The sequence below is a fragment of the Cyanobium sp. ULC065 genome (assembly GCF_977927515.1).
On sequence record NZ_OZ376393.1, the window covers coordinates 683264 to 708622 of the forward strand.

At 69.3% G+C, this 25359-nt stretch carries 22 protein-coding genes; 15 read left to right on the forward strand and 7 right to left on the reverse strand.

Annotation, left to right across the window (positions count from 1 at the left end):
- Window positions 1-109: 109 nt before the first annotated feature.
- The 3 genes from ACXMDP_RS03160 to ACXMDP_RS03170 are packed head-to-tail and all read left to right on the forward strand — an operon-like array spanning window position 110 to window position 2468.
- Window positions 110-490, forward strand: coding sequence for a universal stress protein (locus ACXMDP_RS03160; RefSeq protein ID WP_094512006.1), 381 nt, complete (start codon window positions 110-112; stop codon window positions 488-490).
- Window positions 490-1464, forward strand: a complete 975-nt coding sequence (ylqF, locus tag ACXMDP_RS03165) for a ribosome biogenesis GTPase YlqF (RefSeq protein ID WP_399233225.1) — start codon at window positions 490-492, stop codon at window positions 1462-1464. The genes ACXMDP_RS03160 and ylqF overlap by 1 nt, the downstream gene beginning before the upstream one ends.
- Window positions 1461-2468 carry an RluA family pseudouridine synthase gene (locus ACXMDP_RS03170; protein ID WP_255100166.1) on the forward strand — a complete coding sequence of 336 codons (1008 nt, stop codon included), beginning with the start codon at window positions 1461-1463 and terminating at the stop codon, window positions 2466-2468. Before ylqF ends, ACXMDP_RS03170 begins: the two co-directional genes overlap by 4 nt.
- Here ACXMDP_RS03170 and ACXMDP_RS03175 read toward each other — a convergent pair.
- Window positions 2465-3805: a ClC family H(+)/Cl(-) exchange transporter gene (locus ACXMDP_RS03175; protein ID WP_259729875.1), complete on the reverse strand. Its 1341-nt coding sequence runs from the start codon at window positions 3803-3805 to the stop codon at window positions 2465-2467. The genes ACXMDP_RS03170 and ACXMDP_RS03175 overlap by 4 nt on opposite strands.
- 1 nt (window position 3806) lies before the next feature.
- Complete coding sequence (locus tag ACXMDP_RS03180) at window positions 3807-5429, reverse strand: dipeptide ABC transporter ATP-binding protein (protein WP_259729874.1); 1623 nt, start codon at window positions 5427-5429, stop codon at window positions 3807-3809.
- Window positions 5430-5538: 109 nt separating this feature from the next.
- Between ACXMDP_RS03180 and ACXMDP_RS03185 the strand changes: the two genes are divergently transcribed.
- From ACXMDP_RS03185 to grrM, 9 genes are all read left to right on the forward strand, one after another.
- The gene (locus ACXMDP_RS03185) at window positions 5539-7923 is read left to right on the forward strand and encodes a RelA/SpoT family protein (protein WP_457767069.1); all 2385 of its coding nucleotides are present in this window, start codon (window positions 5539-5541) and stop codon (window positions 7921-7923) included.
- A 258-nt stretch (window positions 7924-8181) separates the two neighbouring features.
- On the forward strand, window positions 8182-9672 hold the full coding sequence (locus ACXMDP_RS03190; RefSeq protein ID WP_259729872.1) for a protein adenylyltransferase SelO: 1491 nt from the start codon (window positions 8182-8184) through the stop codon (window positions 9670-9672).
- A gap of 90 nt (window positions 9673-9762) precedes the next feature.
- On the forward strand, window positions 9763-9951 hold the full coding sequence (locus ACXMDP_RS03195) for a hypothetical protein (protein ID WP_094511969.1): 189 nt from the start codon (window positions 9763-9765) through the stop codon (window positions 9949-9951).
- A gap of 53 nt (window positions 9952-10004) precedes the next feature.
- A complete protein-coding gene (gene mnmE, locus ACXMDP_RS03200; protein ID WP_259729871.1) occupies window positions 10005-11381 on the forward strand; it encodes a tRNA uridine-5-carboxymethylaminomethyl(34) synthesis GTPase MnmE in 1377 nt (458 codons plus the stop codon).
- Between the two features lie 88 nt (window positions 11382-11469).
- Complete coding sequence (locus ACXMDP_RS03205; protein ID WP_457767070.1) at window positions 11470-12450, forward strand: TerB family tellurite resistance protein; 981 nt, start codon at window positions 11470-11472, stop codon at window positions 12448-12450.
- Window positions 12451-12508: 58 nt separating this feature from the next.
- Window positions 12509-13384 (forward strand): carboxylating nicotinate-nucleotide diphosphorylase, encoded by an 876-nt coding sequence (nadC, locus tag ACXMDP_RS03210; protein ID WP_259729869.1) that lies wholly within the window; start codon window positions 12509-12511, stop codon window positions 13382-13384.
- Window positions 13385-13510: 126 nt separating this feature from the next.
- Window positions 13511-14458, forward strand: a complete 948-nt coding sequence (grrP, locus tag ACXMDP_RS03215; RefSeq protein ID WP_259729868.1) for an extracellular substrate binding-like orphan protein GrrP — start codon at window positions 13511-13513, stop codon at window positions 14456-14458.
- 57 nt (window positions 14459-14515) lie between these two features.
- Window positions 14516-14962 carry a GrrA/OscA1 family cyclophane-containing rSAM-modified RiPP gene (grrA, locus tag ACXMDP_RS03220; protein ID WP_259729867.1) on the forward strand — a complete coding sequence of 149 codons (447 nt, stop codon included), beginning with the start codon at window positions 14516-14518 and terminating at the stop codon, window positions 14960-14962.
- Between the two features lie 4 nt (window positions 14963-14966).
- Window positions 14967-16115: a cyclophane-forming radical SAM/SPASM peptide maturase GrrM/OscB gene (gene grrM, locus ACXMDP_RS03225; RefSeq protein WP_259729866.1), complete on the forward strand. Its 1149-nt coding sequence runs from the start codon at window positions 14967-14969 to the stop codon at window positions 16113-16115.
- Window positions 16116-16152: 37 nt separating this feature from the next.
- Here grrM and ACXMDP_RS03230 read toward each other — a convergent pair whose 3' ends face one another.
- Window positions 16153-17202, reverse strand: a complete 1050-nt coding sequence (locus tag ACXMDP_RS03230; protein WP_259729865.1) for a hypothetical protein — start codon at window positions 17200-17202, stop codon at window positions 16153-16155.
- A gap of 25 nt (window positions 17203-17227) precedes the next feature.
- Window positions 17228-17977 (reverse strand): methyltransferase domain-containing protein, encoded by a 750-nt coding sequence (locus ACXMDP_RS03235; RefSeq protein ID WP_259729864.1) that lies wholly within the window; start codon window positions 17975-17977, stop codon window positions 17228-17230.
- Window positions 17978-18202: 225 nt separating this feature from the next.
- Between ACXMDP_RS03235 and argS the strand changes: the two genes are divergently transcribed.
- Window positions 18203-20059, forward strand: coding sequence for an arginine--tRNA ligase (gene argS / locus ACXMDP_RS03240; protein WP_259729863.1), 1857 nt, complete (start codon window positions 18203-18205; stop codon window positions 20057-20059).
- A gap of 4 nt (window positions 20060-20063) precedes the next feature.
- Here argS and ACXMDP_RS03245 read toward each other — a convergent pair whose 3' ends face one another.
- Both ACXMDP_RS03245 and ACXMDP_RS03250 read right to left on the reverse strand, forming a co-directional pair.
- Window positions 20064-20522, reverse strand: a complete 459-nt coding sequence (locus ACXMDP_RS03245; protein WP_457767071.1) for a GNAT family N-acetyltransferase — start codon at window positions 20520-20522, stop codon at window positions 20064-20066.
- Window positions 20523-20633: 111 nt separating this feature from the next.
- Window positions 20634-22394 carry a 4Fe-4S binding protein gene (locus ACXMDP_RS03250; protein WP_259729861.1) on the reverse strand — a complete coding sequence of 587 codons (1761 nt, stop codon included), beginning with the start codon at window positions 22392-22394 and terminating at the stop codon, window positions 20634-20636.
- 491 nt (window positions 22395-22885) lie between these two features.
- Between ACXMDP_RS03250 and ACXMDP_RS03255 the strand changes: the two genes are divergently transcribed.
- Window positions 22886-24046, forward strand: a complete 1161-nt coding sequence (locus ACXMDP_RS03255) for a pyridoxal phosphate-dependent aminotransferase (protein ID WP_259729860.1) — start codon at window positions 22886-22888, stop codon at window positions 24044-24046.
- 10 nt (window positions 24047-24056) lie between these two features.
- Here ACXMDP_RS03255 and ACXMDP_RS03260 read toward each other — a convergent pair whose 3' ends face one another.
- Window positions 24057-24560, reverse strand: a complete 504-nt coding sequence (locus ACXMDP_RS03260) for a cupin domain-containing protein (RefSeq protein WP_259729859.1) — start codon at window positions 24558-24560, stop codon at window positions 24057-24059.
- Window positions 24561-24662: 102 nt separating this feature from the next.
- On the opposite strand from ACXMDP_RS03260, the gene ACXMDP_RS03265 reads away from it, so the two are divergent.
- Window positions 24663-25355: a helix-turn-helix transcriptional regulator gene (locus ACXMDP_RS03265; protein ID WP_259729858.1), complete on the forward strand. Its 693-nt coding sequence runs from the start codon at window positions 24663-24665 to the stop codon at window positions 25353-25355.
- Window positions 25356-25359 lie beyond the last annotated feature (4 nt).

Consider the following 25359-nt stretch of genomic DNA (forward strand, 5'->3'; position numbering starts at 1 on the left):
AACCCGTGGCCCTGCCCGTGTTGAAGGGGGTGGTTGTCTCGGGCACAGCGGGCGCTAGGACAAGGTCAGCAACCTGCCTGCCCCTTCTGTTCCGTCGGGGATGTGACCGATGTTCTCCACCATCCTGTTCCCCATCGACCAGAGCCGTCAGACCATGGAGACGGCTGCCTTCACGCTGCGCCTGGCCCAGCAGCACAACGGGCGGCTGGTGGTGCTCTCTGTGGTGGAACCGGAAGGTGCCATGCACGATGCGGCCGCCGTTGCCAGCCTGCTGGAGCAGGCCCGCAGCCACTTCGAGCAGGCGGGGGTGGCCTGCGAAGTGATCGAGCGGGAAGGCCATCCCGCCTTCGTGATCGGCGACGTGGCCGATGAGATCAACGCCGATGTGATCGTGATGAGCACCCGCGGCCTCACGCTCGCAGCCGATGAGCCCAGCACCGCCGCCCGGGTGATCCAGTTGGCTCCCTGTCCGGTGCTGGTGGTGCCCTGATGCAGCCCGCCATTCAGTGGTATCCCGGCCACATCGCCAAGGCGGAGCGCCAGCTGAAGGCCCAGCTCGCCAAGGTGGATCTGGTGATCGAGGTGCGTGATGCCCGTATCCCCCGCGCTACCAGCCACCCGCGTCTGAAGCGCTGGATGGAGGGCAAGCACCGCCTGCTGGTGATCAACCGCCGCGACATGGTGAATGAAACGGCCCGCCTGTCGTGGGACCGCTGGCTGCGCGAGCAAGGCGAAGTGCCCTGGTGGTGTGACGCCAAGACCGGCACGGGCGTGAAGCAGCTGCAGGAGGCGGCGATCCGGGCGGGCGAGCAACTCAATGCCCGCCGCGCCGGCCGCGGCATGCGCCCGAGGCCGGTGCGGGCCCTGGTGCTCGGGTTCCCCAACGTGGGCAAGTCGGCGCTGATCAACCGGCTGGTGCGCCAGAAGGTGGTGGAGAGTGCCCGGCGGGCCGGGGTCACCCGCACGCTGCGCTGGGTCCGGCTGGGCCAGGCGCTGGATCTGCTCGATGCCCCCGGCGTGCTTCCTCCCCGCCTGGAAGACCAGCGCGCTGCCCTGCTGCTGGCCCTCTGCGACGACATCGGCCAGGCCGCCTACGACGGAGAGGGGGTGGCGGTGGCCTTCCTGCACCTGCTCGATGCGCTGGCCTCGGTGCCGGAGGCCGGGCTGCCGGCGCAGCTGCTGGAGAAGCGCTACGGCGTGGCACTGCCGCGGCGTCAGGGGCGGCGCCATGCCGATGGCGAGCACGACGACGCCTCGGACGGGGATCGCGAGCGTGATGGAGCTGAGCCCTTGGAGTCGTTGCCGGATGGGCTGGCCTGGCTGGAGGCCGCTGCCGCCCGCCACACCAGCGGCGACACCGCGCGCATGGCCCAGCGCCTGCTCGATGATTTCCGCCGCGCCGTGCTCGGCCCGATCGCCCTGGAGCGCCCGCCCCAGAAGCCCGCCGCCGCTGTGGAGGCATGAGCGCGTTCGGGGCAGGTGAAGGGGAGTTGATCACGCTCCACTACCCCCGGCCCCTGCCGATGCGGCTCGATCGCTGGCTGGTGGCCCAGCGGCCGGAGCAGAGCCGTGCCCGCATTCAGAAATTCATCGATGCCGGCCTGGTGCGGGTGAACGGCAGCCCGGGCCGCGCCAAGACACCGCTGCGGCCTGGAGATTGCGTGGAGCTGTGGATGCCGCCGCCGGAACCGCTCCCCTACCTGATCCCGCAGCCGATCCCGCTCGACATCCTCTACGAGGACAGCCACCTGATCGTGCTCAACAAGCCTGCCGGGCTCACGGTGCACCCGGCCCCCGGCAACAAGGACGGCACCCTGGTGAACGGCCTGCTGCACCACTGCCCCGACCTGCCGGGCATCGGCGGCGAGCGGCGGCCGGGCATCGTGCACCGCCTCGACAAGGACACCACCGGCTGCATCGTGGTGGCGAAGAGTCAGCAGGCCCTGGTGAACCTGCAACGCCAGATCCAGCAGCGCGTGGCCTCCCGCGACTACCTGGGTGTGGTGCACGGGGCGCCCCAGGCGGAGTCCGGCACGATCGAGGCCGCCATCGGCCGCCACCCGATCGACCGCAAGAAGTACGCCGTGGTGGCCGACGATAAGGGCCGGCTGGCCCGCACCCACTGGCGCCTGATCGAGCGGCTGGGCGATTACTCCCTGCTGCGCTTCAAGCTCGACACCGGCCGCACCCACCAGATCCGTGTGCACGGCGCCCACATCGGCCACCCGATCGTGGGGGATGCCACCTACAGCCGCTGCCGGCGTCTGCCGATCGAGCTGCCGGGCCAGGCCCTGCATGCGGTGGCCCTGGGCCTCGACCACCCGATCAGCGGCGAGCGGCTGAGCTTCGAGGCGCCGCTGCCGCCCGCCTTCACGGCGCTGCTCGCGGTGCTGCGCCGCCGTCAGCCCGCGCACCAGGCCCAGCCGGCAGCCGCCACCGGCGACAGCCCCGCAGACCCGTTGCCCTAGCCGGGGCCCGCGTCTGCGGAACTCCGGCGCCGCCGCTCCCGCAGCGATTCGTCGCGCATCAGCTCGTACATGGTGTTGTGCTCAAACAGATCGGCCACGGCGATCGCCGTGCTCACGGCGAAGCCGATCGGCAGCAGCAGGGCGTAATCCTTGCTGAGCTCGAAGGTGAGCAGGATCGCCGTGAGCGGCGTGCGGGTGAGGGCCCCCAGGAAGGCGCCGCCGCCGGCGAACAGCAGCGTGGATGGGGCGTAATCGAACAGCACCTGACACACCTGCTGCACCAATGTGCCCAGCGAGGCTCCCACCACCAGCGCCGGTGCCAGGAAGCCTCCGGGGGCGTCGGCCGCCACAGCCAGGGCAGTGCCGGCCGCCTGCACGATCAATGCCACCAGGGCATTCAGCGGCGTGCTCAACCCGAGCAGGGCGCTGAAGCCGAGCCGATCGGGATTGTCGAAGCTGGGATTGAGCAGGGAGGAGGCCAGGCCGATCCCCAGCCCTACCAGACCCAGCTGCAGCCACAGCGACAGATGCAGACGGAAGAACCCCCGGCGCAGGCGCACGATGCCCCGTTGGTAGAGCATCGCCAGCGCGCCGGCGGTCGCGCCCAGAAGCATCAGCAGGGGGATGTCCACCAGGCGGAAATCGGTGAGGCGCGAGGGGTCCTCGATCACCGGCAGCAGCTGCCGTAACCACAGCGGCCCGCTTTCATGGCCATCGAACAGCCGGGTCCAGGTGATCGTGGCGAAGATGGCGAAGGCGACGACGGCATTGCTGCGCACCGTGCTGCCTTTGAACATCTCCTCGAGCGTGTAGGCCAGGCCGCCGAGCGGCGCGTGAAAGATCGCCGCCAGGCCAGCGCCACTGCCGATCGCCACGGCCAGCCTGCGTTCCCGCGGTGGGGCCTGCAGGCCGTCGGCGGTGGCGCGGCCCACCACGGCGCCGATCTGGATCGAGGGGCCCTCCGGCCCCACCGGCAGGCCGCTGCCGATGGCGATGCCGCTGGCCAGCAGCTTGACGATCGCCAACCGCCAGGTCATCGGGATCGGCACCCCCTCCAGCCAGAGCATCACCTGCACGATTCCCGATCCCTTCGCCTCCGGCTCGAAGGCGCTGATCAGGCCACCGGCCACCGCGCCGCCCAGGCCGCCCATCAGCGGCAGCACGATCCAGCGGGGCAGCACGGCCGCCAGCTGCAGCCGCAGGCTGTTCAGCAGCTGGGTTTCGCCGCTGTACAACCGGATCGCCACGGCCACGCCGATGCCGATGGCGTTCACCAGCAGCAGCAGGCGCAGCAGACGCCTGACGGCCTGGCGGCGCTCCGGGGCTGTCAGCGCCATGTCAGGTCAGGGCCGGCAGGCGTGGACTGGCCGCCACCAGCTGCCGGGTGATCGCCGCCTGGGGTGCTGCCAGCAGCTGATCGCCAGGCCCTTCCTCCACGATCCGGCCGCCGTCGAGCACGATCACCCGCTGGCAGAAGCCGCCGGCCAGGGCCAGGTCATGGGTGATGAAGATCAGCCCCAGCCCCAGCCGCTGCTGCAGGGCGCGCAGCAGGGCGAGCACCTCGGCCTGCACTTCCGCATCCAGCATGCTCACGCTCTCGTCGCAGAGCAGCACGCTCGGCTCCAGCACCAGCGCCCGGGCGATCGCCACCCGCTGCTGCTGGCCGCCGGAGAGCTGCCGCGGCAGCCGGTTTTCGAAGGCCTCGGCCGGGCTCAGCCCCACCGCTTCCAGCCCGGCGCGGGCCCTGGCGCGTGCCTCCGGCCGGCTGGCCAGGCCATGGATGCGCAGCGGGTCGGCCACCGCCGCACCCACCGTCATCACGGGGTTAAGGCAGGCCAATGGATCCTGGAACACCATCTGCAGGCGCCGCCGCTGGCGGCGCAGCTCCGGCCCCCGCAGTTGCAGCAGGTCGCGGCCCTGCAGCCGCACGGCGCCACCGCGCACGGGCGCCAACCCCATCAGGGCGCGGCAGAAGGTGCTCTTGCCGCAGCCTGAGGCCCCCACCACCCCCACCGTTTCGCCTTCACGCAGCTCCAGGCTCACCCCATCCACCGCCTTGAGCCAGCGCTGCCGGAAGGGGAGCGAGGGCAGCGGGTGCCAGGAGCGCAGTTCCTCCACCGCCAGCAGGGGTGGGCCGCTGGCCGGTGGGGGCGTGAGGCCGCCTTCGCGCCGCCGCGCCGCCGCCACTAGCCGCTGGGACAGGGGGGCCTGCGGCCGGGTGAGCAGGGTATGGGCGGGAGCCTCCTCCACCAGCCGCCCGGCTTCGAGCACGGCGATCCGGTCGCACCAGCGCCCGGCCATCGCCAGGTCGTGGCTGATCAGCAACAGGGCGCTGCCGGTTTCGCGGCAGAGGCCCGTGAGTTCGGCCATCACCTGGCCCGCCACCGCCACATCGAGGCTGGTGGTGGGTTCATCGGCGATCACCAGTGCCGGCTCCAGGGCCATCGCCAGGGCGATCGCCAGCCGCTGGCGCATGCCACCGCTGAATTCATGGGGATAGCTGCCGTAGCGCTCCGGGTTGATGCCCACCCGCTCCAGCAGCTCCTGGGCCCGGCGCCGCACCTGGCGACGGCCCCAGAGCGGCCGGTGGGCGGTGAGCGTGTCGCCCAGGTGATCGCCGATGCGCAGCAGTGGGTTGAGCCGGGTCATCGGGTCCTGGAACACCAGGCCGACGGCTTCGCCCCGCAGGCGCTGCAGGGCGGCACGGCGCAGACGGCGCGGGTCCTGGCCGCACAGCAGCAGCTCGCCGCTGCATTGGCTTCCTGCCGGCAGCAGTTGCACCACGGCGCGGGCCACCGTGCTCTTGCCGCATCCGGAAGGCCCCACCAGCGCCAGACGGTCCCCAGGGTCGAGGCGCAGATCCAGGCCATCGAGGGTGGCAGGACCCTCCGGGGCGCCCGGGTAGCGCACCGTCAGCTGGTGGATCTGGAGCACTGGAGCGCTGGACCGGGAGCTGGCCATGGTGTGAGCGGATCGTGACCGGGCAGCGGGCCCAGCATGGGGGATCCGCGCCCGATCTGCTCATTCCGCGTGGCGCCTGCCTACTCTTAACGCCAGAGGAAACCTGTAGATGCTCGAAGCGGCGGCAGGAACCCGAATCGCCCCGATCGAGGTCAACGGACTCCCCGCTGTTCCTGACCGCTCGAAGGAGGCCGGGGCCGCTGGAGGCGCTCTTTCCCCTGCGGCCAGCACCACACAGCGCCGCCTGCGCGACGCCGAGGCTTACGGCGTCGTCCTGCCCGACTGGCTGCGCACCTGCCTGGAGCGGGTGCGGACCAGCGACGACCAGCCCGTTGCCGCCGTGCCCCCCAGCCATGGCGAATCGCTGCTCGCCAACGCCTTCGATTTCGCCTTCCAGCTGCACGACGGCCAGGTGCGGGCCACCGGCGAGCCCTACATCATTCATCCGATCGCGGTGGCCGATCTGCTGCGCGACATCGGCGCCGGCCCCGGTGTGATTGCCGCCGGCTTCCTGCACGACGTGGTGGAGGACACGGAGGTGAGCCCGGAGGAGCTGGAAGCCCAGTTCGGCGCTGAGGTGCGGGCGCTGGTGGAAGGGGTCACCAAGCTGGGCGGCATTCATTTCACTGACCGCACCGAAGCCCAGGCGGAGAACCTGCGCCGCATGTTCCTGGCGATGGCCAGTGACATCCGCGTGGTGCTGGTGAAGCTGGCCGACCGGCTGCACAACATGCGCACGATCGGCGCCCTGCGGCCCGAGAAGCAGCAACGCATCGCCCGGGAAACCCGCGAGATCTATGCCCCGCTCGCCAATCGTCTCGGCATCGGGCGGTTCAAGTGGGAACTGGAAGATCTCGCCTTCAAGATCCTTGAACCTGCCGCCTATCAGGAGATCAAGGAGCAGGTGGCCAGCAAGCGCAGCGACCGCGAGGATCGCCTGGCGGTGACCGTGGCGCTGCTGCGCAAACGGCTGGCGGCGGTGGGGCTCACCAACTGCGATGTGAGTGGCCGGCCGAAGCATCTTTATGGCATCTGGAGCAAGATGCAGCTCCAGCAGAAGGCCTTCCACGAGATCTTCGACGTGGCGGCGCTGCGCATCCTCACGCCGAATCTGGAGAGCTGTTATCGCGCCCTGGCCGTGGTGCATGACACCTTCCGCCCGATTCCCGGCCGCTTCAAGGACTACATCGGCCTGCCCAAGCCCAATGGTTATCAGTCGTTGCACACGGCTGTGATCGACCGGCACCGGCCCATTGAAGTGCAGATCCGCACCACAGAGATGCACCAGGTGGCGGAGTACGGCATCGCCGCCCACTGGAAATACAAGGAGGGCGGCTCACCTGCGGATGGCGGCACCACGGAACGCTTCAACTGGCTGCGGCAGCTCGTTGACTGGCAGCAGGACGGCGGCGGTGACGACAGCAGCGATTACCTCGCCTCGATCAAGGAGGACCTCTTCGATGAGGAGGTGTTCGTGTTCACACCGCATGGCGATGTGGTGGGGCTGCGCAAGGGCGCCACGGCGGTTGATTTTGCTTTCCGTATTCACTCGGAAGTGGGCAATCACTGCCAGGGCGTACGCATCAACGACCGCCTCTGCCCCCTCGCCACCCAGCTGAGGAATGGCGACTTCGTGCAGATCATCACGGCGAAATCTGCCCACCCGAGCCTCGACTGGCTCAACTTCGTGGCCACACCCACGGCCCGCAATCGCATCCGCCAGTGGTACAAGCGCAGCCACCGCGATGAGAACATCCTGCGTGGCCGCGATCTGCTGGAGCGGGAGCTGGGCCGCGACGGTTTCGAGGCGCTGCTGAGCGGCGAGGCGATGGCCAAGGTGGCCCGCCGCTGCAACCTGGTGGGCACTGAAGACCTGCTGGCGGCGCTCGGCTTCGGCGGCGTCACCCTGCATCAGGTAGTGAACCGCCTGCGCGAGGAGATTCGCCTCGCCACCGAAGCGGCGGCACCGGCGCTCACCAATGAGCAGGTGGCCGCCGCCGTTTCGGCTGGCCGGCCGGAAGCGCCCGTGGCGTCACCGGCCTCGGGCAGCCCGATTCTGGGGGTGGAAGGGCTGGAATACCGGCTTGGTGGCTGCTGCGGCCCACTGCCTGGGGAGCCGATCGTGGGCGCGGTGGCGCTGGGCAACCACGGCATCACGATTCACCGGCAGGACTGCGGCAATGTGGCCCAGGTGCCGGTGGAGCGGCGGTTGCCGGTGCGCTGGAACCCGATCGGTGAAGCGCAGCAGCGGCGCTATCCGGTGCGGCTGCGCATCGAGGTGCTCGATCGGGTCGGGGTGCTGAAGGACATCCTCACCCGCCTGGCTGATCACCGCATCAACGTGAGCGATGCGCGGGTGCGCACCAGCGTGGGCAAACCGGCCACGATCGATCTGAAGGTGGAATTCGTGAGCGCCGCCCAGATGGGCACCACCATGGATCAGATCCGCTCGATGGCGGATGTGCTGGATCTCTGCCGCACCGGCAACGGCTGACCACACCTGTGCGTTGGATCGAGGGGCATGAGCGATTGCTGCAGCCCCGTGATGTAGTGGGCGATCAGGTGCAGTTCTTCGCTGCGGATGGGCCGGATTTCAAGGTGGGGCTTCATGGGGATCGGCGCAGCCGCGGCTTCGGGGATGGTGCGCCACACACGGTGAAGCCCTCTCCGGCTGCGCGATTCTGCAGCAGCTGTACCGGGCGACCCGGCGGCAGACCACTCGTTGCGCCACGCGCAGTTTCGCCTGCTGCCCATGTCCGCCAGCCCCAATCCCCTGCTCGCCTTGCCCTTCGAGCCCTCGATCGAGGCGCTGGGTGAGGCCTACTGGGATGTGGTGGAGGCGGCCGCCTTCCCCCAGAGCCGCCTGCGCTTTCGCAACGATCCGCTGCTGCAGCAGCTCGGGGTGGATCCGGCCACGGTGAGCGACGCTGATCTGGAGGCGGCCTACGGGCGCTTCGAAGGGCGCACGCCGCTGCTGGCCCTGCGCTACCACGGCTATCAGTTCGGCACCTACAACCCGTTTCTCGGCGATGGGCGCGGCTTCCTCTACGGCCAGCTGCGCGATCGCCACGGTGCCCTGCAGGACCTCGGCACCAAGGGGTCCGGCACCACGCCCTGGAGCCGTGGCGGGGATGGCCGCCTCACGCTCAAGGGCGGCGTGCGCGAGGTGATCGCCTCCGAAGCCCTGCACCGCCTCGGTGTCACCACCAGCCGCACACTCAGCCTGGTGGAAACGGGCGAGGGGCTGTGGCGCGGCGATGAGCCCTCCCCCACCCGCAGTGCGGTGATGGTGCGCGTGGCCCGCACCCACCTGCGCTTCGGCACCTGCGAGCGGCTGCTGCACCTGCGCCAGCCCGGCCAGCTCGAAAGGTTGTTGCGCCATGTGGTGGCCGTGTACTACCCCCACATCGCCGCCGCCCATCCCCCCGCTGCCGATGGCAGCGCCCTGGCGGCCCTGCTGGCGTTCTACGGCGAACTGGTGGAGCGGGTGGCGCGCCTGGCGGCCGAATGGATGGCGGCCGGCTTCATCCATGGCGTGCTCAACACCGACAACATGTCGCTGGTGGGCGAAAGCTTCGATTACGGCCCCTTCGCTTTCCTCGAAACCTGGGATCCGGGCTTCACCGCCGCCTACTTCGACCACAGCGGCCTGTACGCCTACGGCCAGCAGCCGCTGATCTGCCACCACAACCTGCGCCTGCTGCAGGAGCCCCTGGTGATGCTGCTGCCGCGCGCCGAGCTGGACGCGCGGCTGGAGCGGTTCGTGCCCACCTACGACCACCACTACCGCCACTGCCTGATGCGCCGCCTTGGTTTTGATGCCGGCGCCGTGGCGGCGGTGGTCGATCGCGGCGGCGATCTGGTTGACCCGGTGCCGCTGGCCCTGCAGCTGCTGGCCGCCTGGCCGGTGGCCTACGGCAGCTTCTTCGCCGCCCTCGCCGCCCGCATCGCCAGTGGCGGCCTGCCGGAAGAAGCCGAAGCCCTGGCGCCGTTCGTGCCTGGGGCCCCTGCGCCACCGCCCGATCGCTGGGCCGCCTGGCGGGAGGCCTGGTGGGGCTGGTCGTCGGCGCTGCCTCCAGAGCAGCAGCAGGGCATCGCCGCCACCCTGCGGTGCTGGAATCTGCCGGTCACGCCGGTGCGGGGCGAGATCGAGCGCCTCTGGCAGGCGATCGACACGGCGGACGACTGGGACCCCCTCCAGCAGTGGCTGGACGGCTGTGTGGCCTCTGCTGGCGTCCCCTGACCTCAGGTGTCTACGGGTGTTTGGCGCTACAGCTGCCCCAGCGGGGCTCTGTCTGAATTCAGTCACCGGTTTCCGTCTCGATGCCTCGCCATGACCTCCGAACAGGCCGCCCAGCTGATCGACGACACCCTCGACCTCGTGCATCAACGGCTCCAGACGCTCGAAGCTGACCGCCAGGGCCGCGAGCACAGGGCGCTGGCCGCCGAATTCCGTGAGTGGCGCCAGCCCAGTGGCGGCCACATCGACCTGATGCTCTGCCCCGGCTTCAGCCGCGGCTGAACGCCGGGCTCCGCCGCAGCCGAGACTGGAGCGTCCGTCGCCGCCGGGGCCGGTTGGATTGGGACGACACCATCGCTGCGATCGCCACGGCCGTGGCACCGGGTCTGGGGAGTGTGGCGATCGTCAGGATGTCCGGCCCGGCGGCGGAGTCGATCGGCCGCACCCTGTTCCGCGCCCCGGGGCAGCAGGTCTGGGACAGCCACCGCGTGCTCTATGGCCATGTGGTGGACCCGGCCAGCGGCGAACGGGTGGATGAGGCTCTGCTGCTGCTGATGAAGGCACCACGCAGCTTCACCCGCGAGGACGTGGTGGAACTGCACTGCCACGGCGGCCTGATCGCCGTGCAGCGCGTGCTGGCGCTGGTGCTGGCCCACGGCTGCCGCCGTGCCGCCGCCGGTGAATTCAGCCAGCGGGCCTTTCTGAACGGTCGCCTCGATCTCACCCGCGCCGAGGCGATCGGCGACCTGATCGCCGCCCGTAGCCAACGGGCCGCCCAGCTGGCGATGGCGGGCCTCGATGGCGGCCTGCAGCGCCGCATCACTGCCTTGCGGGAGCAGCTGCTCGACCAGCTGGCCGAGATGGAGGCACGGGTGGATTTCGAGGAGAACCTGCCGCCGCTCGATGCCGCCGCCGTGGTGGCGGCGCTCACGGCGGTGCGCCAGGCGCTCGAGGCTCTGGTGGCCGAGGCGCGCCAGGGGGAGTTGTTGCGTGATGGGCTGCGGGTGGCGATCGTGGGACGCCCCAACGTGGGCAAGTCGAGCCTGCTCAACCGGCTCAGCCGCCGGGAGCGCGCCATCGTGACCGACACCCCCGGCACCACCCGCGACCTGCTCGAAAGCGAGCTGGTGCTGGAGGGTGTGCCGCTCACCCTGCTCGACACAGCTGGCATTCGCCCTACCAGCGATGCGGTGGAACGCCTCGGCATCGCGCGCAGCCGTGCCGCCCTGGCCGCCGCCGATGCGGTGCTGCTGCTGTTCGATCTCACCACCGGCTGGAGCGACGACGACCAGGAGCTGCGCGACCTGGTGCCGGAAGGTGCGGTGCTGCTGCTGGTGGGCAACAAGGCCGATGGCGCCGGCCTTGCCACCGGTGCGGTGGCCCCGGCCGGCCCCGGGTTTCCGCTCGAGGTGGCCATCAGCGCCCGCACCGGCGAGGGCTGCGATGTGCTCGTGGAGACGCTGCTGCAGCGCTGCGGGGCCACCGAGCTGCAGGGCCTGCAGGTCGCGCTTAATGGCCGTCAGCGCGAGCTGGCCGCCGCCGCTGCCGCCGCCCTCGGCCGCAGCCTGGAGGCCGCCACGGCCCAGCTGCCGTGGGATTTCTGGACGATCGATCTGCGCGCCGCCGTGCGCAGCCTCGGTGAGATCACCGGCGAGGAGGTGAGCGAAGCCGTGCTCGATCGGGTGTTCGCGCGCTTCTGCATCGGCAAATGAAACGGGGCGGAGCACAGGAAAGAGGGCTGAGCACAATGGCCTCATGGCGTGGAGCTGTGCGGTGATCGATCCCAGGGCTCAGCTTCCGTTGGAGCAACGCCAGGCCATCGGCGCCGCCGCTCTGGCGGCCCTACTCACGGTGGCCCGCTGCAAGGGCGCGCCCACGGCCAAGGCCCTCGCCGCCATCCGGGGCGTGCGTGATCACCTGCTGCAGATCGACTGCGACCTGGAGGCGCTGGCGCCGATCAGCCCCGACCAGCTGGCTGAACGGGTGCGGGCCGTCACTGCCGATCCCCAGTGGCGCGAGCGCATCCTGCGCGGCATGACCCTGGTGGCCCTGCTCGACGGCACGCCCTCCCCTGCGCAGCAGCAGCTGCTGGAGCAGGCGGCGGCAGCCCTGGCGGTGGACCCGGCGCCGGTGCGCACCTTCGGCCAGGTGATGGAACAGCGGCTGGCCATGGTGCGCCTCGACATCGCCCGGCGCGGCTTCATCGCGTCGGCGGCGCGGGCCACCCTGGAGCAGGAGGGGCTGCGCGGTGCCCTGGGGGTGGCGCGGGTGCTGCTTCGGCAGGAGGACACGGCCATGGCGGAGCGCTACCGCGCCCTGCGCCACTACCCCGCCGGCAGCTTCGGCCTGGCCTATGCCGCCTTCATCGACCGCAACCGCTTCGGGTTCCCCGGAGAGCTGGGCGGCCCGCCGCCGCCGGTGATGCACCACGACTGCTGCCACGTGCTGGGCGGTTACGGCACCACTGCCGCCGAAGAGGGGGCTGTGCTCGGCTTCCAGGCGGGCTTCGAGCGGGTGGATCCGTTCTATGTGCTGATGTTCGCGCTGGCGGAGTTCGAGCTGGGCATCGGCGCCACCCCGTTCATCCCGGGTGAGCGTGAGGCGCTCGATGTGGAGCGCCTGTTCACCGGCATGGCCCACGGCGCCCAGGTGTCGGTGGATCTGATCGCCGCCATCGACCCCTGGGACCACTTCGCCGACCCGCTGGAGCTGGTGCGCCAGCGCTTCAACGTGCTGCCCCGCGGCCGGCAGCCCGAATGGCCGGCGTCGATCACGCGCTGAGCTGTCCTGCCTGCCGCTGCCTGCGGCTCCCTTCCTCCGCCTCCCCCCGCCTTTCCCGGTGACACCTCCGCCCCTGCTGCCTTTCAGCCCTGCTCTTGAACAGCAGCTGCGTGGCTGGCTGGCGGAGGATCTCGGCCGCGGCGATCTCACCGCGCCGGCCCTGACGGGCGCCTGGGGCCGAGCCCACTGGATCGCCAAGGCCGATGGGGTGTTCTGCGGCGGCGTGCTGGTGCAGCCCCTGTTCCGGCTGCTGGATGCGGGAGTGGTGGTGCGCGATCGGCTGGCGGAGGGGACGCCGGTGCGGGCCGGGCAAGTGTTGCTGGAGCTGGAGGGGGCAGCGCCGGCCCTGGTGGCGGGTGAACGCACGGCCCTCAACCTGGCCATGCGCCTGAGCGGCATCGCGACCGCCACCGCCCGGCTGGTGGCTGAGCTGGCTGGCAGCGGCGTGGCCCTGGCCGACACCCGCAAGACCACACCCGGCCTGCGGCTGCTGGAGAAGTACGCCGTGCGCTGCGGCGGCGGCTTGAACCACCGCTTCGGCCTCGATGACGCGGCCATGCTCAAGGAGAACCACCTGGCCTGGAGCGGCGGGGTGGGGCCGGCGATCGCGGCGGTGCGGGCGGCGGCGCCCTGGCCGGCGCGGCTGATCGTGGAGGCGGAAACCGCCGCCGAGGCCGAAGCCGCCGTGCGTGCCGGCGCCGATGCGGTGCTGCTCGATGAATTCGCCCCCGAGGCCCTGCAGGCGTTGGTGCCGCAGCTGCGGGCTCTGGCGGCGGTGCAGGGGCGGGCGGTGGTGCTGGAAGCGTCGGGGGTCCAACCTGAACAGCTGCGGGATTACGCCGCCACCGGTATCGATCTGATCTCCACCAGCGCGCCGGTCACCCGCAGCCGCTGGCTGGATCTGAGCATGCGCTACCTATCGAGCGGCGGCTGAGCGTGGCCACCACCCGGGCCTGGCATCGTGGACCTGGCGTTGTGACTTTATGGCGTTGGTTCCAGGCTGGTGGCGCGCCTGGCCCAGTGGCAGCAGAGTGATGCCGGGTTATCGATGCCGTGAGCCATGCCGTTCTGCCGCTTCTCGAGCCCGAGCCTTCGGCTCACCTCGGTGGTCCTTGCCTTGCTGGCGGCCGTGATGCCGGCTGCAGCGGCTCGTGCCGAGGGGGTGCTGCAGCGGGTGGCCGTCACCGGTGAGCTGGTGGTGGGGAGCGAACCGCTGCTGCCCCCCCTCAGCTTCCGAGACAGCAGTGGCCAGCCCGTCGGCTATGGGGTGGAGGTGGTGCGCCGGATCCAGGCAGAGCTGTCCGCAGCGCTGGGGCGGCCCATCACTGTGCGGTTCGAGTCGGTGAGCGATCCCGCCGAGCTGGTGCGTCGTGTGGGTAAGGGAGAACTGTCCCTCGCGTGCGGTGTGCCCTTCTCCTGGGCCCGCGATGCCCAGGTGGATTACACCCTGCCGATCGGGCTCTCCGGCATCCGCGTGCTGGCCCCGGCGGGCCGGATCGATGGCTCAGCGGCCTCGCTGCTGGGCCGCCGCATCGGTGCGGTGCCGGGTTCCCTCGGTGAGGCGGTGTTGAAGGGCATCCAACCCCAGGCACGCGCCGTTCCCTTCGCCGGGCTGGGGGAGGCGGTGGCCGCGCTGCAGGCCGGCCGGCTGGACGGCGTGATGGGGGACACCACTCTGCTGATGGGCAAGGCCAGCAGCCTCGGTGCCACCGGCCTGGTGGTCACGCCGGAGCTGCCCTATGAGCGCTACGCGGTGGGTTGCGTGGTGCCTGAAAACGATTCCGCCTTCCGCGACCTCACCAATCTGGCGATCGCCCGACTGCTGCAGGGCTATGTGGATGGCGATCCCGAGGCAGTGGCCAGCGTGGACCGCTGGGTGGGTCCGAAGGGGGTGCTGGGGGTGCCGTCTGAGCGCATTCGTACCTATTTCGAAACGGTGTTGCTGAATTACGAGGCGATCCGGCCCCAGGGTCCAGCGGCAGCGTCTTCCGCCCCGTCCGCGCCCTGAGTCACCCCGCCCACGCCCTCGCCCTCCGCTTCTTTCGTTCTCCAGGTTTCACTTCCGATGGCTTTCCTTCCGCGTCCCAGGCAGTTCGGCTTTCTGTTGTTCCTGGCGATCCTGCCGTTGATCCCGGCCGCTGAAGCGCTGGCGGCCGCTGGTGCCGCCAGCCCGAGCCGCGACGGCCCTGAACCGGACAGCCTCAGCGTGGAGGCCCGTCTGCGCCGCATCGCCGGGGCGGTTCGCGAGCTGGAAACCGGCGCGATCCATGACCAGGATCAGACCGTCGATGGCCAGGAGCCGGCAGCCGCCAAGGCCATCCCCGACGATGTGCTGGCCTACGTGTTTGTGAACGGGCCGCGGGTCGGTTGGCGCAATGGCGGCTTCTATAACGGTGGCTTCCGCAATGGCGGCTTCTGGAACGGCGGCTTCCGCAACGGAGGTGGCTGGTCAAACGGCGGCTTCGGCAATGGGGGGTTCCGCAATGGCGGCGGCTTCCGCAACTTCTGGTGAGCCGTTGACCTTCCCCGCGTTCGGTCCCCTGCGGCTGCTGGTGGTGCAGCCCACCCCGTTCTGCAACCTCGACTGCGACTACTGCTACCTGCCCAGCCGCGACGACCGCCGCCGGCTGCCGCTGGAGCTGCTGGAGCGCACGCTGGAGCGGGTGCTGGAGAGCCCCTTCGCCAACGACGACTTCACCCTGCTCTGGCATGCCGGCGAGCCGCTCACCATGCCGATCGCCTTCTACGACGAGGCCACCGCGCTGATCCGCTCCGTACTGGCGCGCCGGGACGGTCCGCCGCTGCGGATCGTGCAGTCGCTGCAGACCAACGCCATGACGATCGACGCCGCCTGGTGCGATTGCTTCGAGCGCAATGACATCCACGTGGGCGTGAGCCTGGATGGCCCCGCCTTCCTGCACGACGCCCACCGCCGCACCCGCACCGGCCTGCCCAGCCATGCCGCCAGCCTGCGGGGCATCGGCTGGCTGCAGCGCCGCGGCATCCCCTTCCAGGTGATCGCCGTGCTCACCGACGACGCCCTCGATCACGCCGACACCCTGTTCGACTTCTTCAACGGCCATGGCATGGACAATCTTGCCTTCAACATGGAGGAAACCGAGGGAGAGAATCTCAGCTCCACCCTGTCCCGCCCCCGCTCGGAGGCGCGCTACCAGGCGTTTCTGGAGCGTTTCTGGGAGCGGCTGCGAGCCGAGCCTGGCGCCCTGCGCCTGAGGGAGTTCGATGAGATCGCCGGCCTCGCCTGCGGCGATCAGCGTCTGGCACGCACCGACATGAACCACCCGTTCGCGATCGTGAACGTGGATGCGCGCGGCAACTTCTCCACCTTTGACCCCGAGCTGCTGTCGGTGGCCACCGCCGCCTACGGCGATTTCGCCTTCGGCAACGTGATCACCGACAGCCTGGAATCCGTGGTGGATAGCGCCAAGTTCCAGCAGGTGTACAGCGAGATCCGCTCCGGCGTGGAGCGCTGCCGGGCCGAGTGCGAGTACTTCGGCCTCTGCGGCGGAGGCGCCGGCAGCAACAAGTACTGGGAGCGCGGCACCTTCGACTGCAGCGAGACCCAGGCCTGCCGCTACCGCATCAAGCTCAGCGCCGATGTGGTGATGGCGGGCCTGGAGCGGGAACTGGAGCTCACCAGCTGAGCGGAGGCTTCAACCGCCCACTGGCGGAGCAGAGCCTTCAGCCCTCATAGGGCCAGAACTCCGGCTCGTCGAGCATGGGCCGCTCCAGCGGCAGCACGTGGAAGCGGCGGCGGATCTCCAGCAGGGGCTCGCTGGCGAGGGCGAGGTGATCGAGCCGGCTGAAATCACCGCTGCAGGCGGCCCCCCGACGCCAGGCTTCCGCCAGCAGCTCGGGCGCACCCGGCAGATCGAGGGCCCCCCGTTTGCCGTTGAGGCCGTTGTAGGGCTCGCCGTCGCCGCCGTAGGGCACGAACTGGCTGTCGTTGCCGTGCACGAACAGGCCCACCTCATGGATGAGGAAGTTGGCGAGCGAGGCCATCCAGTTCGCGTCGTCGTTGCGGAGCGCCAGCTTGAAGGCGCCCAGGGCGATCTCGCCTGGCCCCGTCGGTTCGTAACCGGTGATCACGTGGTTCATGTCATGGCTCATGTAGTAGGCGGGGTTCGGGGTGTCGCGGGCCGGCAGGGGCAGGCCGTTGCGCGCGTAGAACTGCACGAAGGCCCAGCCAAGGCTGCCGTGGGGGCAGTCGCGCAGCCCCTGCACCTGGGCGAAGAAGGCGTCGCCGGGAGCGCCGCCCTGATCCTTGCCAGGCTGCTTGCTGGGATCCGCCATCAGGGCGCCGTGGCGGGCGGACAGCTCGGGCATGAAGGCGGCGTAGCAGCGCACGAAGCTGGCGGTGGCTTCCGCGGCGGTGCGGTGGAAGAGGTCCTGCACGAGGCGCAGCTCAACGCCGTGGATGCCGATCGCGTCGCTGAAGGCCTCCAGCCGCTGCAGCTGGGCGGCGCTGCGGGGATGGCGGCAAAGCTCCAGCATCAACGCCAGCTGCAGGAAGCGGCGGCGGCTGTCGTCGTCTGGCAGCCGGGCCGCCAGCTCCTCGGGCGGCAGTGGGGCGGCGGCCGTGAGTTCGTCTGGGGTGAGCCCGAGCAGGTGCACCGCCAGGCTGCTGAGCAGCCGCGCCTGCTCGCTGGTGGCGCCGCCCTCCACGGCGACCAGATCGCGCAGCCCGCCCACCAAGGTGCGCGTCAGCGGGGGAGGGAAGGGTTGCAGCATCGACGGTGGGGCCGCACCCCGCCATTCAAGCGCTGCCCGCCGCCGACGGTCCGCTCTCCGCCGCCGTGATCCGCTCAAGTTGCAGGGCATCGGTGCAGCCGTCGTGGCCCTGGTTGTAGTGGCTGGAGCAGAAGGCGCCCCGCCAGCCCGGCGGCAGCTCGGCCAGCAGCGACACGGCGTAGGGATGGCGCTGGGCCACCCGCTCGATCGTGTGGGCGGGGTAGAGGCGCACCGCGTGGCGGCTGACGCGGCAGAGCTCGCTCAGGGCCCGACGGTGCCAGGCCAGATCGAAGCCGCCACTGCTGGAGAGGCCGCCATCGCGCAGGGGGGCATAGGCGAAGAGCAGATGGCCGCTGAGCACCAGATCGAAGCTTTGGTCCGGGAAGGGCAGCTCCGGCAGGGAGGCGTTGCGGTACTGCTGCGGATGGCGGCGGCGATCCTCCAGAAAGGCCTGCAGTGCCTGAATGTGCTCCTCGTGGCAGGCCTCCAGATCGAAATCCGGCCGCAGCGCATCGCTGCTGAGCAGGCCTGCCATGGTGCGCTCCAGATCGGCCAGGGCCCGCCGTTCGAGCTCCTGCTCCGGCAGGGCGTAGAGGGGATCCACCGCCACCACCTCCCCCACCAGGCCGCGCAGCCGCGCCGAGAGCGAACCGGGCCCGCCGGGGCAGTCGAGCACGCGGGCGTCGCGCCACTGCTCCAGGTCTCCTTTGAGGTTGAACATCGCCAGGGCCTGCTCCCCCAGACGCCCGTAGAACATCACGGAGGCAAGTTGCATGCGGTTTTGAGGCGGTGGGATTGTGCGGTGAACGGGGCGTTCACCTGCTCCGCCAGCGTGTTCCGCCATCCTGGCGGGCCACCCATGGCGCGGGCAGCCCCGTAGCGCTGCTCGCTCCATTTGTGCATGCTTCCAGAACCTGCCCGGCGGGTTGCCATCGGTCCAGAGGGGATGATCAGGGTGCCTCCCCCCTGCAGGGAGCGCCCTGCTTCTGCCCCGCTGCCCATGCTCCGCCTCGCCCAAGCCCTCGACAGCCAGCTGCGCGCGGCGATGCAGCGGGCCTTCCCCGTGGAAACCATGGGCGAGGAGATCTCAGAGATGTTCGGGGCAGGGGGCCTGCGGCTGGATCCGCAGCTGGCGCCGGCTACCAAGCCCGAATTCGGTGATTTTCAGGCGAACGGTGCCCTGTCCCTCGCCAAGCCGCTCCGCCAGGCGCCGCGGGCCATTGCCACGGCGATCGTTGAGCAGCTGGCGGCCGATCCGGCCTTCACCGCGCTCTGCCTGGAGCCGCAGATCGCCGGCCCAGGCTTCATCAACCTGACTCTGCGGCCGGAGCGGCTGGCCGTGGAGGTGGCAGGGCGGCTGAGGGATCCGCGTCTGGGGGTGCCCACGGTGGCCGAGCAGAGCGGCAACGGGGCGCCGGCGCCGGTGGTGGTGGATTTCTCCAGCCCCAACATCGCCAAGGAGATGCACGTGGGGCATCTGCGCTCCACGATCATCGGCGACGCGCTGGCGCGGGTGCTGGAGTTTCGCGGCCATCCGGTGCTGCGGCTCAACCACGTGGGCGACTGGGGCACCCAGTTCGGCATGCTGATCACCCACCTCAAGCAGGAGGCGCCCGAGGCGCTCACCACCGCCGATGCGGTGGACCTGGGCGATCTGGTGGCCTTCTACCGCCAGGCCAAGGCCCGCTTCGACAGCGATGAAGCCTTCCAGACCACTTCGCGTGAGGAGGTGGTGAAGCTGCAGAGCGGCGATCCGATCAGCCGCCGCGCCTGGCAGCTGCTGTGTGATCAGTCGCGCCGGGAATTCCAGCGCCTCTACGACGCCCTCGACATCCGCCTCGATGAGCGCGGCGAATCCTTTTACAACCCCTACCTGGAGGCGGTGGTGGCGGATCTGGCCGCCACCGGACTGCTGGTGAGCGATGGCGGCGCCCAGTGCGTGTTCCTCGAAGCGGAGGACGGCAGCGCCAGCAAGGCCCCGCCGGTGATCGTGCGCAAGAGCGACGGCGGTTTCAACTACGCCACCACCGATCTGGCTGCCATCCGCTATCGCTTTGCGGCACCCCCCGCCGGCGATGGGGCGCGGCGGGTGATCTACGTCACCGATGCGGGCCAGGCCAGCCATTTCGCCGGGGTGTTCCAGGTGGCCCGCCGTGCCGGTTGGATTCCCGAGGACGGGCGGCTGGAGCACGTGCCCTTCGGGCTGGTGCAGGGGGAAGACGGCAAGAAGCTCAAGACCCGCGCCGGTGACACGGTGCGACTCAAGGAGTTGCTGGAGGAGGCGGTGGAGCGCTGCGAGGCCGACCTGCGCCGCCGGCTGGCGGAGGAGGAACGCCAGGAAGAGGAGGACTTCATCACTGAGGTGGCCACCACCGTGGGCCTGGCGGCGGTGAAGTACGCCGACCTCAGCACCAACCGGATCACCAACTATCAGTTCAGCTTCGATCGCATGCTGGCCCTCAGCGGCAACACCGCCCCCTACCTGCTGTATGCGGTGGTGCGCATCGCCGGCATCGCCCGCAAGGGTGGTGCCGGGGCCGATACGGCCGCCGGTGCCGCAGATTCACCGTTGCCGGAGATGCTCAGTTTCAGCGAGCCGCAGGAGTGGGCGCTGGTGCGGGAGCTGCTCAAGTTCGACGGCGTGATCGCCGAAGTGGAGGAGGAACTGCTGCCGAACCGGCTGTGCAGTTATCTGTTCGAACTGAGCCAGATGTTCAACCGCTTCTACGATCAGGTGCCGGTGCTCAAGGCCGAAGAACCGGCGCGGAGTTCGCGGCTGGCGCTCTGCCGCCTCACGGCGGCCACCTTGAAGCTGGGGCTTGGCCTGCTCGGCATTCCCACCCTGGAGCGGATGTGAGCGGCTATTGGGCTCTGGCCAGGTAATCCTCCTGGAGGATGTACATGCGCTTCACATCGCGGTAGCGGCCTTCGATGAAAAATTCGCCCACCAGGTGGCCTTCCTCCGCAAAGCCGCATTCTTGATAGAGGTGCAGGGCCTTGGCGTTGTCAACGGCAACGGACAGGTAGATCTTGTGCAGGTTCAGGATGGTGAAGGAGTAGTCGAGGGCTTTGTGGATGCAGAAGCGTGCGAAGCCTTTGCCCTGGTGGGCAGGGGCCACGATGATCTGGAACTCAGCGCGGCGATGAATGTAATCAATCTCGATCAGTTCCACCAGGCCGACCAGTTCCTTGTCCTTGTTCTCGACGACAAAGCGACGCTCGGCATTGTCGTGGATATGGCGGCTGTACAGCTCCTCAAGTTCGTCGAATGATTCATAAGGTTCCTCGAACCAATAGGCCATCACGCTCCGATTGTTCACCTGGTCGTGAATGAATCGCAGGTCGCCACGCTCCAGGGCCCGCAGGGCCAGTTCCGTACTCGCCACCGAACACTCTGATCAGCCATGGCCAGACTAAGTCGGCCCGCTGGATCAGGCCGCCTGCTCACCGGTCGTGATGGCTGGCCTGCGCACGGTGTTCGATGCCCGATCGGAACCGGGCCCGAAGCTGTCGACCAGCTCCTGCCAGCTGGCCTCATCCAGCAGGAAGTCCCTGCGGATCCTGCTGAGATTGTCACGGACGTGGGGGTCTGCCAGGAGCTGCTGGAGATCGTCCAGTCGCGCCAACCGCAGCAGCTCGAGCATGGCCTCTCTGGCGGCGTCCTGGCGCAGGCTGCGAATTTCCCTCTGCTGGCCCGTGAGCTCCAGAATCCGCCGATCCTGCAGGGCCAGTTCCTGGATCGCGGCCCAGTGGTCGTCGTCGTCCAGTTTCAGGGATTGGCGCAGCTCCTCCAGTTGCACCAGGGCGGTGGCCTGCTCCAACCGACCCGAAACCAACAGCTCCGCCATCACCCCCTTGTAGAGGCTTCGCTTGGTCTGACTGATCTGGGCGGGCAGCACCTTGACCAGGGTGAACACTTCGGCGGCACTGAGCTCGTCGATCGAGCGGCCGTCCAGATAGGGCGAAAGGTCGGGAATCAGCTGCTCCAGCTGCCTGCGCAGGCTGGCACTGGTGCTTTCCCGCAGATAGGTGGCCCGTTCGCGATACCAGCCTCGGTGCACCCACATGCCGCTCACAATCAGAACGACGGAGCGGATCACCTGCCCGCCCGCCGGCCCCAGGAGACCGAGGGTGGGATCGGCAAACCAGAAGAAGATGTTCACGGCCAGGAACGAGGCCAGCAGCCGTGTGCGATGGATGGCGACCTCCTGGGCCCGCTCCCCGAAGTCCGGGGTCAGTTGCCGCTGCTGCAACTGCTGCAGCCACCGCTGCAGGGCCACCGAGATCCAGGCCGCGAGCACCAGCAGGACCGGAATCGCCACGAGGCGCGGCACGACGGGGATCCATGGGCCCGTCACCAGGGGGCTCCAGGCGTACTCGGTCACCTCGTTGTCGTAGGCCCACATGCCGCTGCGCAGGTAGTCGAGCCCGCCACGGGATTCCAGCTTGATGATCAGGAAGAAGGCGAGCACCAGCCCGGGATAGGACCCCCAGGCCCAGTTCAGGCCTCGTTTGCCCTTCAGCGACGACCAGTAGCTGCGCTCCGAGTCGATGTCGATGCAGGGGGTCTGGCAGGCCACGCAGGCACTCTGGACCTTGCCGGAGTCGCTCACCGTGCGGCACATCGACTGGGTCACCTTGGCGGTGGTCTCGATGTGGGCCGGACTGCCGAAGAAGCTGCGCGGGCCGGTGATGATCGTCTGGACGGGGCCCATGGGGCAGACGTACTGGCACCAGGCCTTGCCCCCATAGGCCCAGCCCACCACCAGGGCGGCGACCGCCGTGAACAGGAGCAGCAGACCCAGCCCGAGGGTGTTGCTGTTGACCAGCAGCAGGCGCAGACACAGCCCTGCGATGAACAGGCTCCACTGCAGCGCAACGTGATGGCGGCCCAGCCAGGATCCCGGCTCCACCTTCGCCACCGCGCGCCGGCCTCCCCGTCCGCCCACGGTGCGCTGCATCCCCAGAATCCGGAACAGCTGGGACACCAGGGCCAGCGGACAGACCCTGCGCCAGAGCTCATGGCTGAACACCACCAGCAGCAACAGGCAGCCGGGTACAACCATCCCCCAGAAAATCTGATTGCCTTCGAGGGAATGACAATCAGGACTGCCACCACAACGATTGACGTTAAATGGATAAAGATCGATGCCGGCAAGCAGGCTGACGATCAGGAAGATCCAGCCGGACAACAGCAGCCAACGGATGATCTGTGCCTGACGCTCAGGCCATGAACTGAAGATCTGCATGGCATGGAGAGAATCGCTGGCAACTTATTCACAAGCCCTCCGACTATTTCCCCGGTTGTGCCAATTGGCTGTTGAGCGGTTTCCAGACTGTCCCGGCTGGGCGGGGGGATCTGGCAGATCTGAGGTCCGCACTCGAACAACCCGACCGGAGTCATGATCCGGTCGCATCCGGTCAACAGAAACTGGCCGGATTCCGTTGCCTGCCGTGGCGTTGGCTTCGGCTGGGTGCTCTTCGGTGATCGCTCCCCTGGCAGGACCTGTCCCAGGCGGAAGCTGGAGGGGCATCGGTCCGGACCCAGCGGAGCCGTCCTGCATTCGGTTGGGAAGCATCCAGTCACATCGGGCCGAAACGGACGCTCCGGCCAGGCCGCCGAGGGTCGAGGCCAGCTGCCCATTTAGCTTGGGCTCCCCTACGGGATGGCCGCCGCCACGCCATGGTCCTTGATCGTTCCCATGCCCAGGCGCCTGTCACGGCATCGGCGGCCGGGAACGCTCCTAGGGCCCGCCCCGAGGTGGAAGCCCTGGTGGCCTACAGCGCTCCCCTCGAGGGCAGGCGCAACCTGTTGCGTCTCGACTTCAACGAAAACACCGTGGGGCCCAGCCCCCGGGTGGTGGAAGCGATCCGCGCCATTCCCGCCGATCACTACGCCATCTATCCCGAGTACGACGGTCTGCGGGAGGCGGTGGTGGCCTCGCTCGGCAGCACGGGCCTGAGCCCCGGCCACATCGGTCTGTTCAACGGCGTCGATGACGCGCTCCATGCCATCTTTCACGCCTTCGCGGCCCCGGGCGACCGTCTGCTCACCACCAGCCCCACCTTCGGCTACTACACCCCCTGTGCCCGCATGCAGGGGATGACCATCGAGGCGATCCCCTACCGGTCGCCCGACTTCGCTTTCCCCTTCAGCGAGATCCGTGCCGCCCTCGACACCGACCCACCGGCCAGGATCCTGTTGATCTGCAACCCCAACAACCCCACCGGTACCCGGTTGGCGCCGCAGCGGATCCTGGAGCTGGCGGCCGCTGCCCCAGACACGCTGGTGGTGGTGGATGAGCTCTACGAGGCCTTCACCGGCGACAGCGTGCTGCCACTGCTGCTGGACACAGCAGCAGGCACCGATCCCTTTGCGGCCTACCCGAACCTGCTGGTGCTGCGCTCGCTGGCGAAAACGGCCGGGCTCGCCGGGCTGCGCTTCGGGTTTGCGGTGGGTGCGCCGGCCCTGGTGGACCGGGTGAGCCGGGTCAGCGGCCCCTACGACGTCAACAGCTTTGCCGTGACCGCCGCCCATGCGGCCCTGGCTGATCAGGCCTACACCGACGCTTACGTGGCCGAGGTGCTGCGGGCGCGGGCCTGGTTGCTGGAGCAGCTGGTGGCCGCCAGGGTGCGCCATCACGCCGCCGGTGGCAACTACCTGCTGATCTGGCCGCGGCGGCCGGCGGCCGTGGTGGAGTCCGAACTGCGGGCGGCGGGCATCCTGGTGCGCTCGATGGCCGGCAAGCCGCTGATCGATGGCGCGCTGCGGGTGAGCCTGGGCACCACCGAGCAGATGGAGCAGTTCTGGGCGGCGTACCGGTGCATCGAGCCCCAGGGCTGAAGAGCGGCGTTCAGGGCGCCTTGCCGGCGGCCGGCTCGAGCACGGTGATCGGCTTGCCTTTCTCTCCGGCGTAGACCACCACGATCTCGGCTGGTTCGTTGCCGTTGTTGGTGCCGTAGTGGGGCTGATTCACCATCTCGATCAGCCCTTCACCCGCCTTCAGCTGCAGGCGAGCGCCCTCCTTGCTGGTCACCAGCAGCTGGCCGCGGATCAACATGCCGGCATTGATCACTGGGTGGGTGTGCATCGGCAGTTGCACCCCCGGTGGAATGGTGATGTGCAGCACGGTGATTTCCGGTTCGCCCTTGGGATAGGCGGGCAGCCGTGTGCCGTTCCAGGCCTCGCCGGCCTTCACCAGGGTGCGCACCTTCACCGCCGCCGGCTCCCCATCGGCGAGGGCGGGCGGCACGGGTAGCAGCAGGCTGCCGCCCAGCAGCAACAGGGCCAGCCAGGGCCGACAGCCGCTCAGCGGACGCTTGTTCTGAACCTGCAGGGCCATCGGGGCGGCGGGCATCTCTCGCTGGGCAGTCTGGGGGCTGGTTCGCTGGCGTGCAGGCCCGCCCATCGCCCGCCCATCCCCATAGCCTGCCCTTGCTCTGCTCCCGTTGCGGCCGCTTTGGATTTCACCGCCGATCTCCCCGTTGTGCAGATCCGGCGAACGGTGATGCGCCGGGCGCTGCTCTCCACGGCAATCCCACCGCGGGTGGCCCTGGCGATGGGCCAGGAGCCGCTGCTGCTGCGCTACACGATCGGCCTGTTCGGCTATGGCCTGATCGGCTGTGCGGTGACCGATGCCGAGAGCTGCCTCCAGCGGCTGGCGCAACAGCCGCACGGGCTGCTGGTGTGCTCCGACAGCCTCGAAAGCGGTGACGTGCTCAGCCTCACCGCCACCGCCAAGGAGCGGTACCCCGCCTTGAAGGTGATCGTGATCAGCACGGGGGGCCATCCCGAGCCGGCACTGGTGCGGGCCGCCTGGATCGATGGGCTGGTGGCGGAATGCGACATGACCTTCCACAGCGGGGCGCTGCAGGCGGCGGTGCTGGCGGCGCTGGGTGGCTGCCACTTCCGCAGCGCCTCGATGCGTGATCAACCGATGCCAGAGCCGATCAGTGAACTCAGCCCGCGGGATTACCAGATCCTGGAGGGCCTCGCCGATGGGCTCACCGACCGGGAGATCGCCGAGCGGCTGATGATCAGCCCGAACACGGCGAAGTCGTACACCAAGCGGCTGCTGCAGAACATGGGGGCGCGCAACCGTCTGCAGGCCCTGGTGATCGCGCTGCGGCAGGGGCTGATCCGGCTGCGCTGATGGC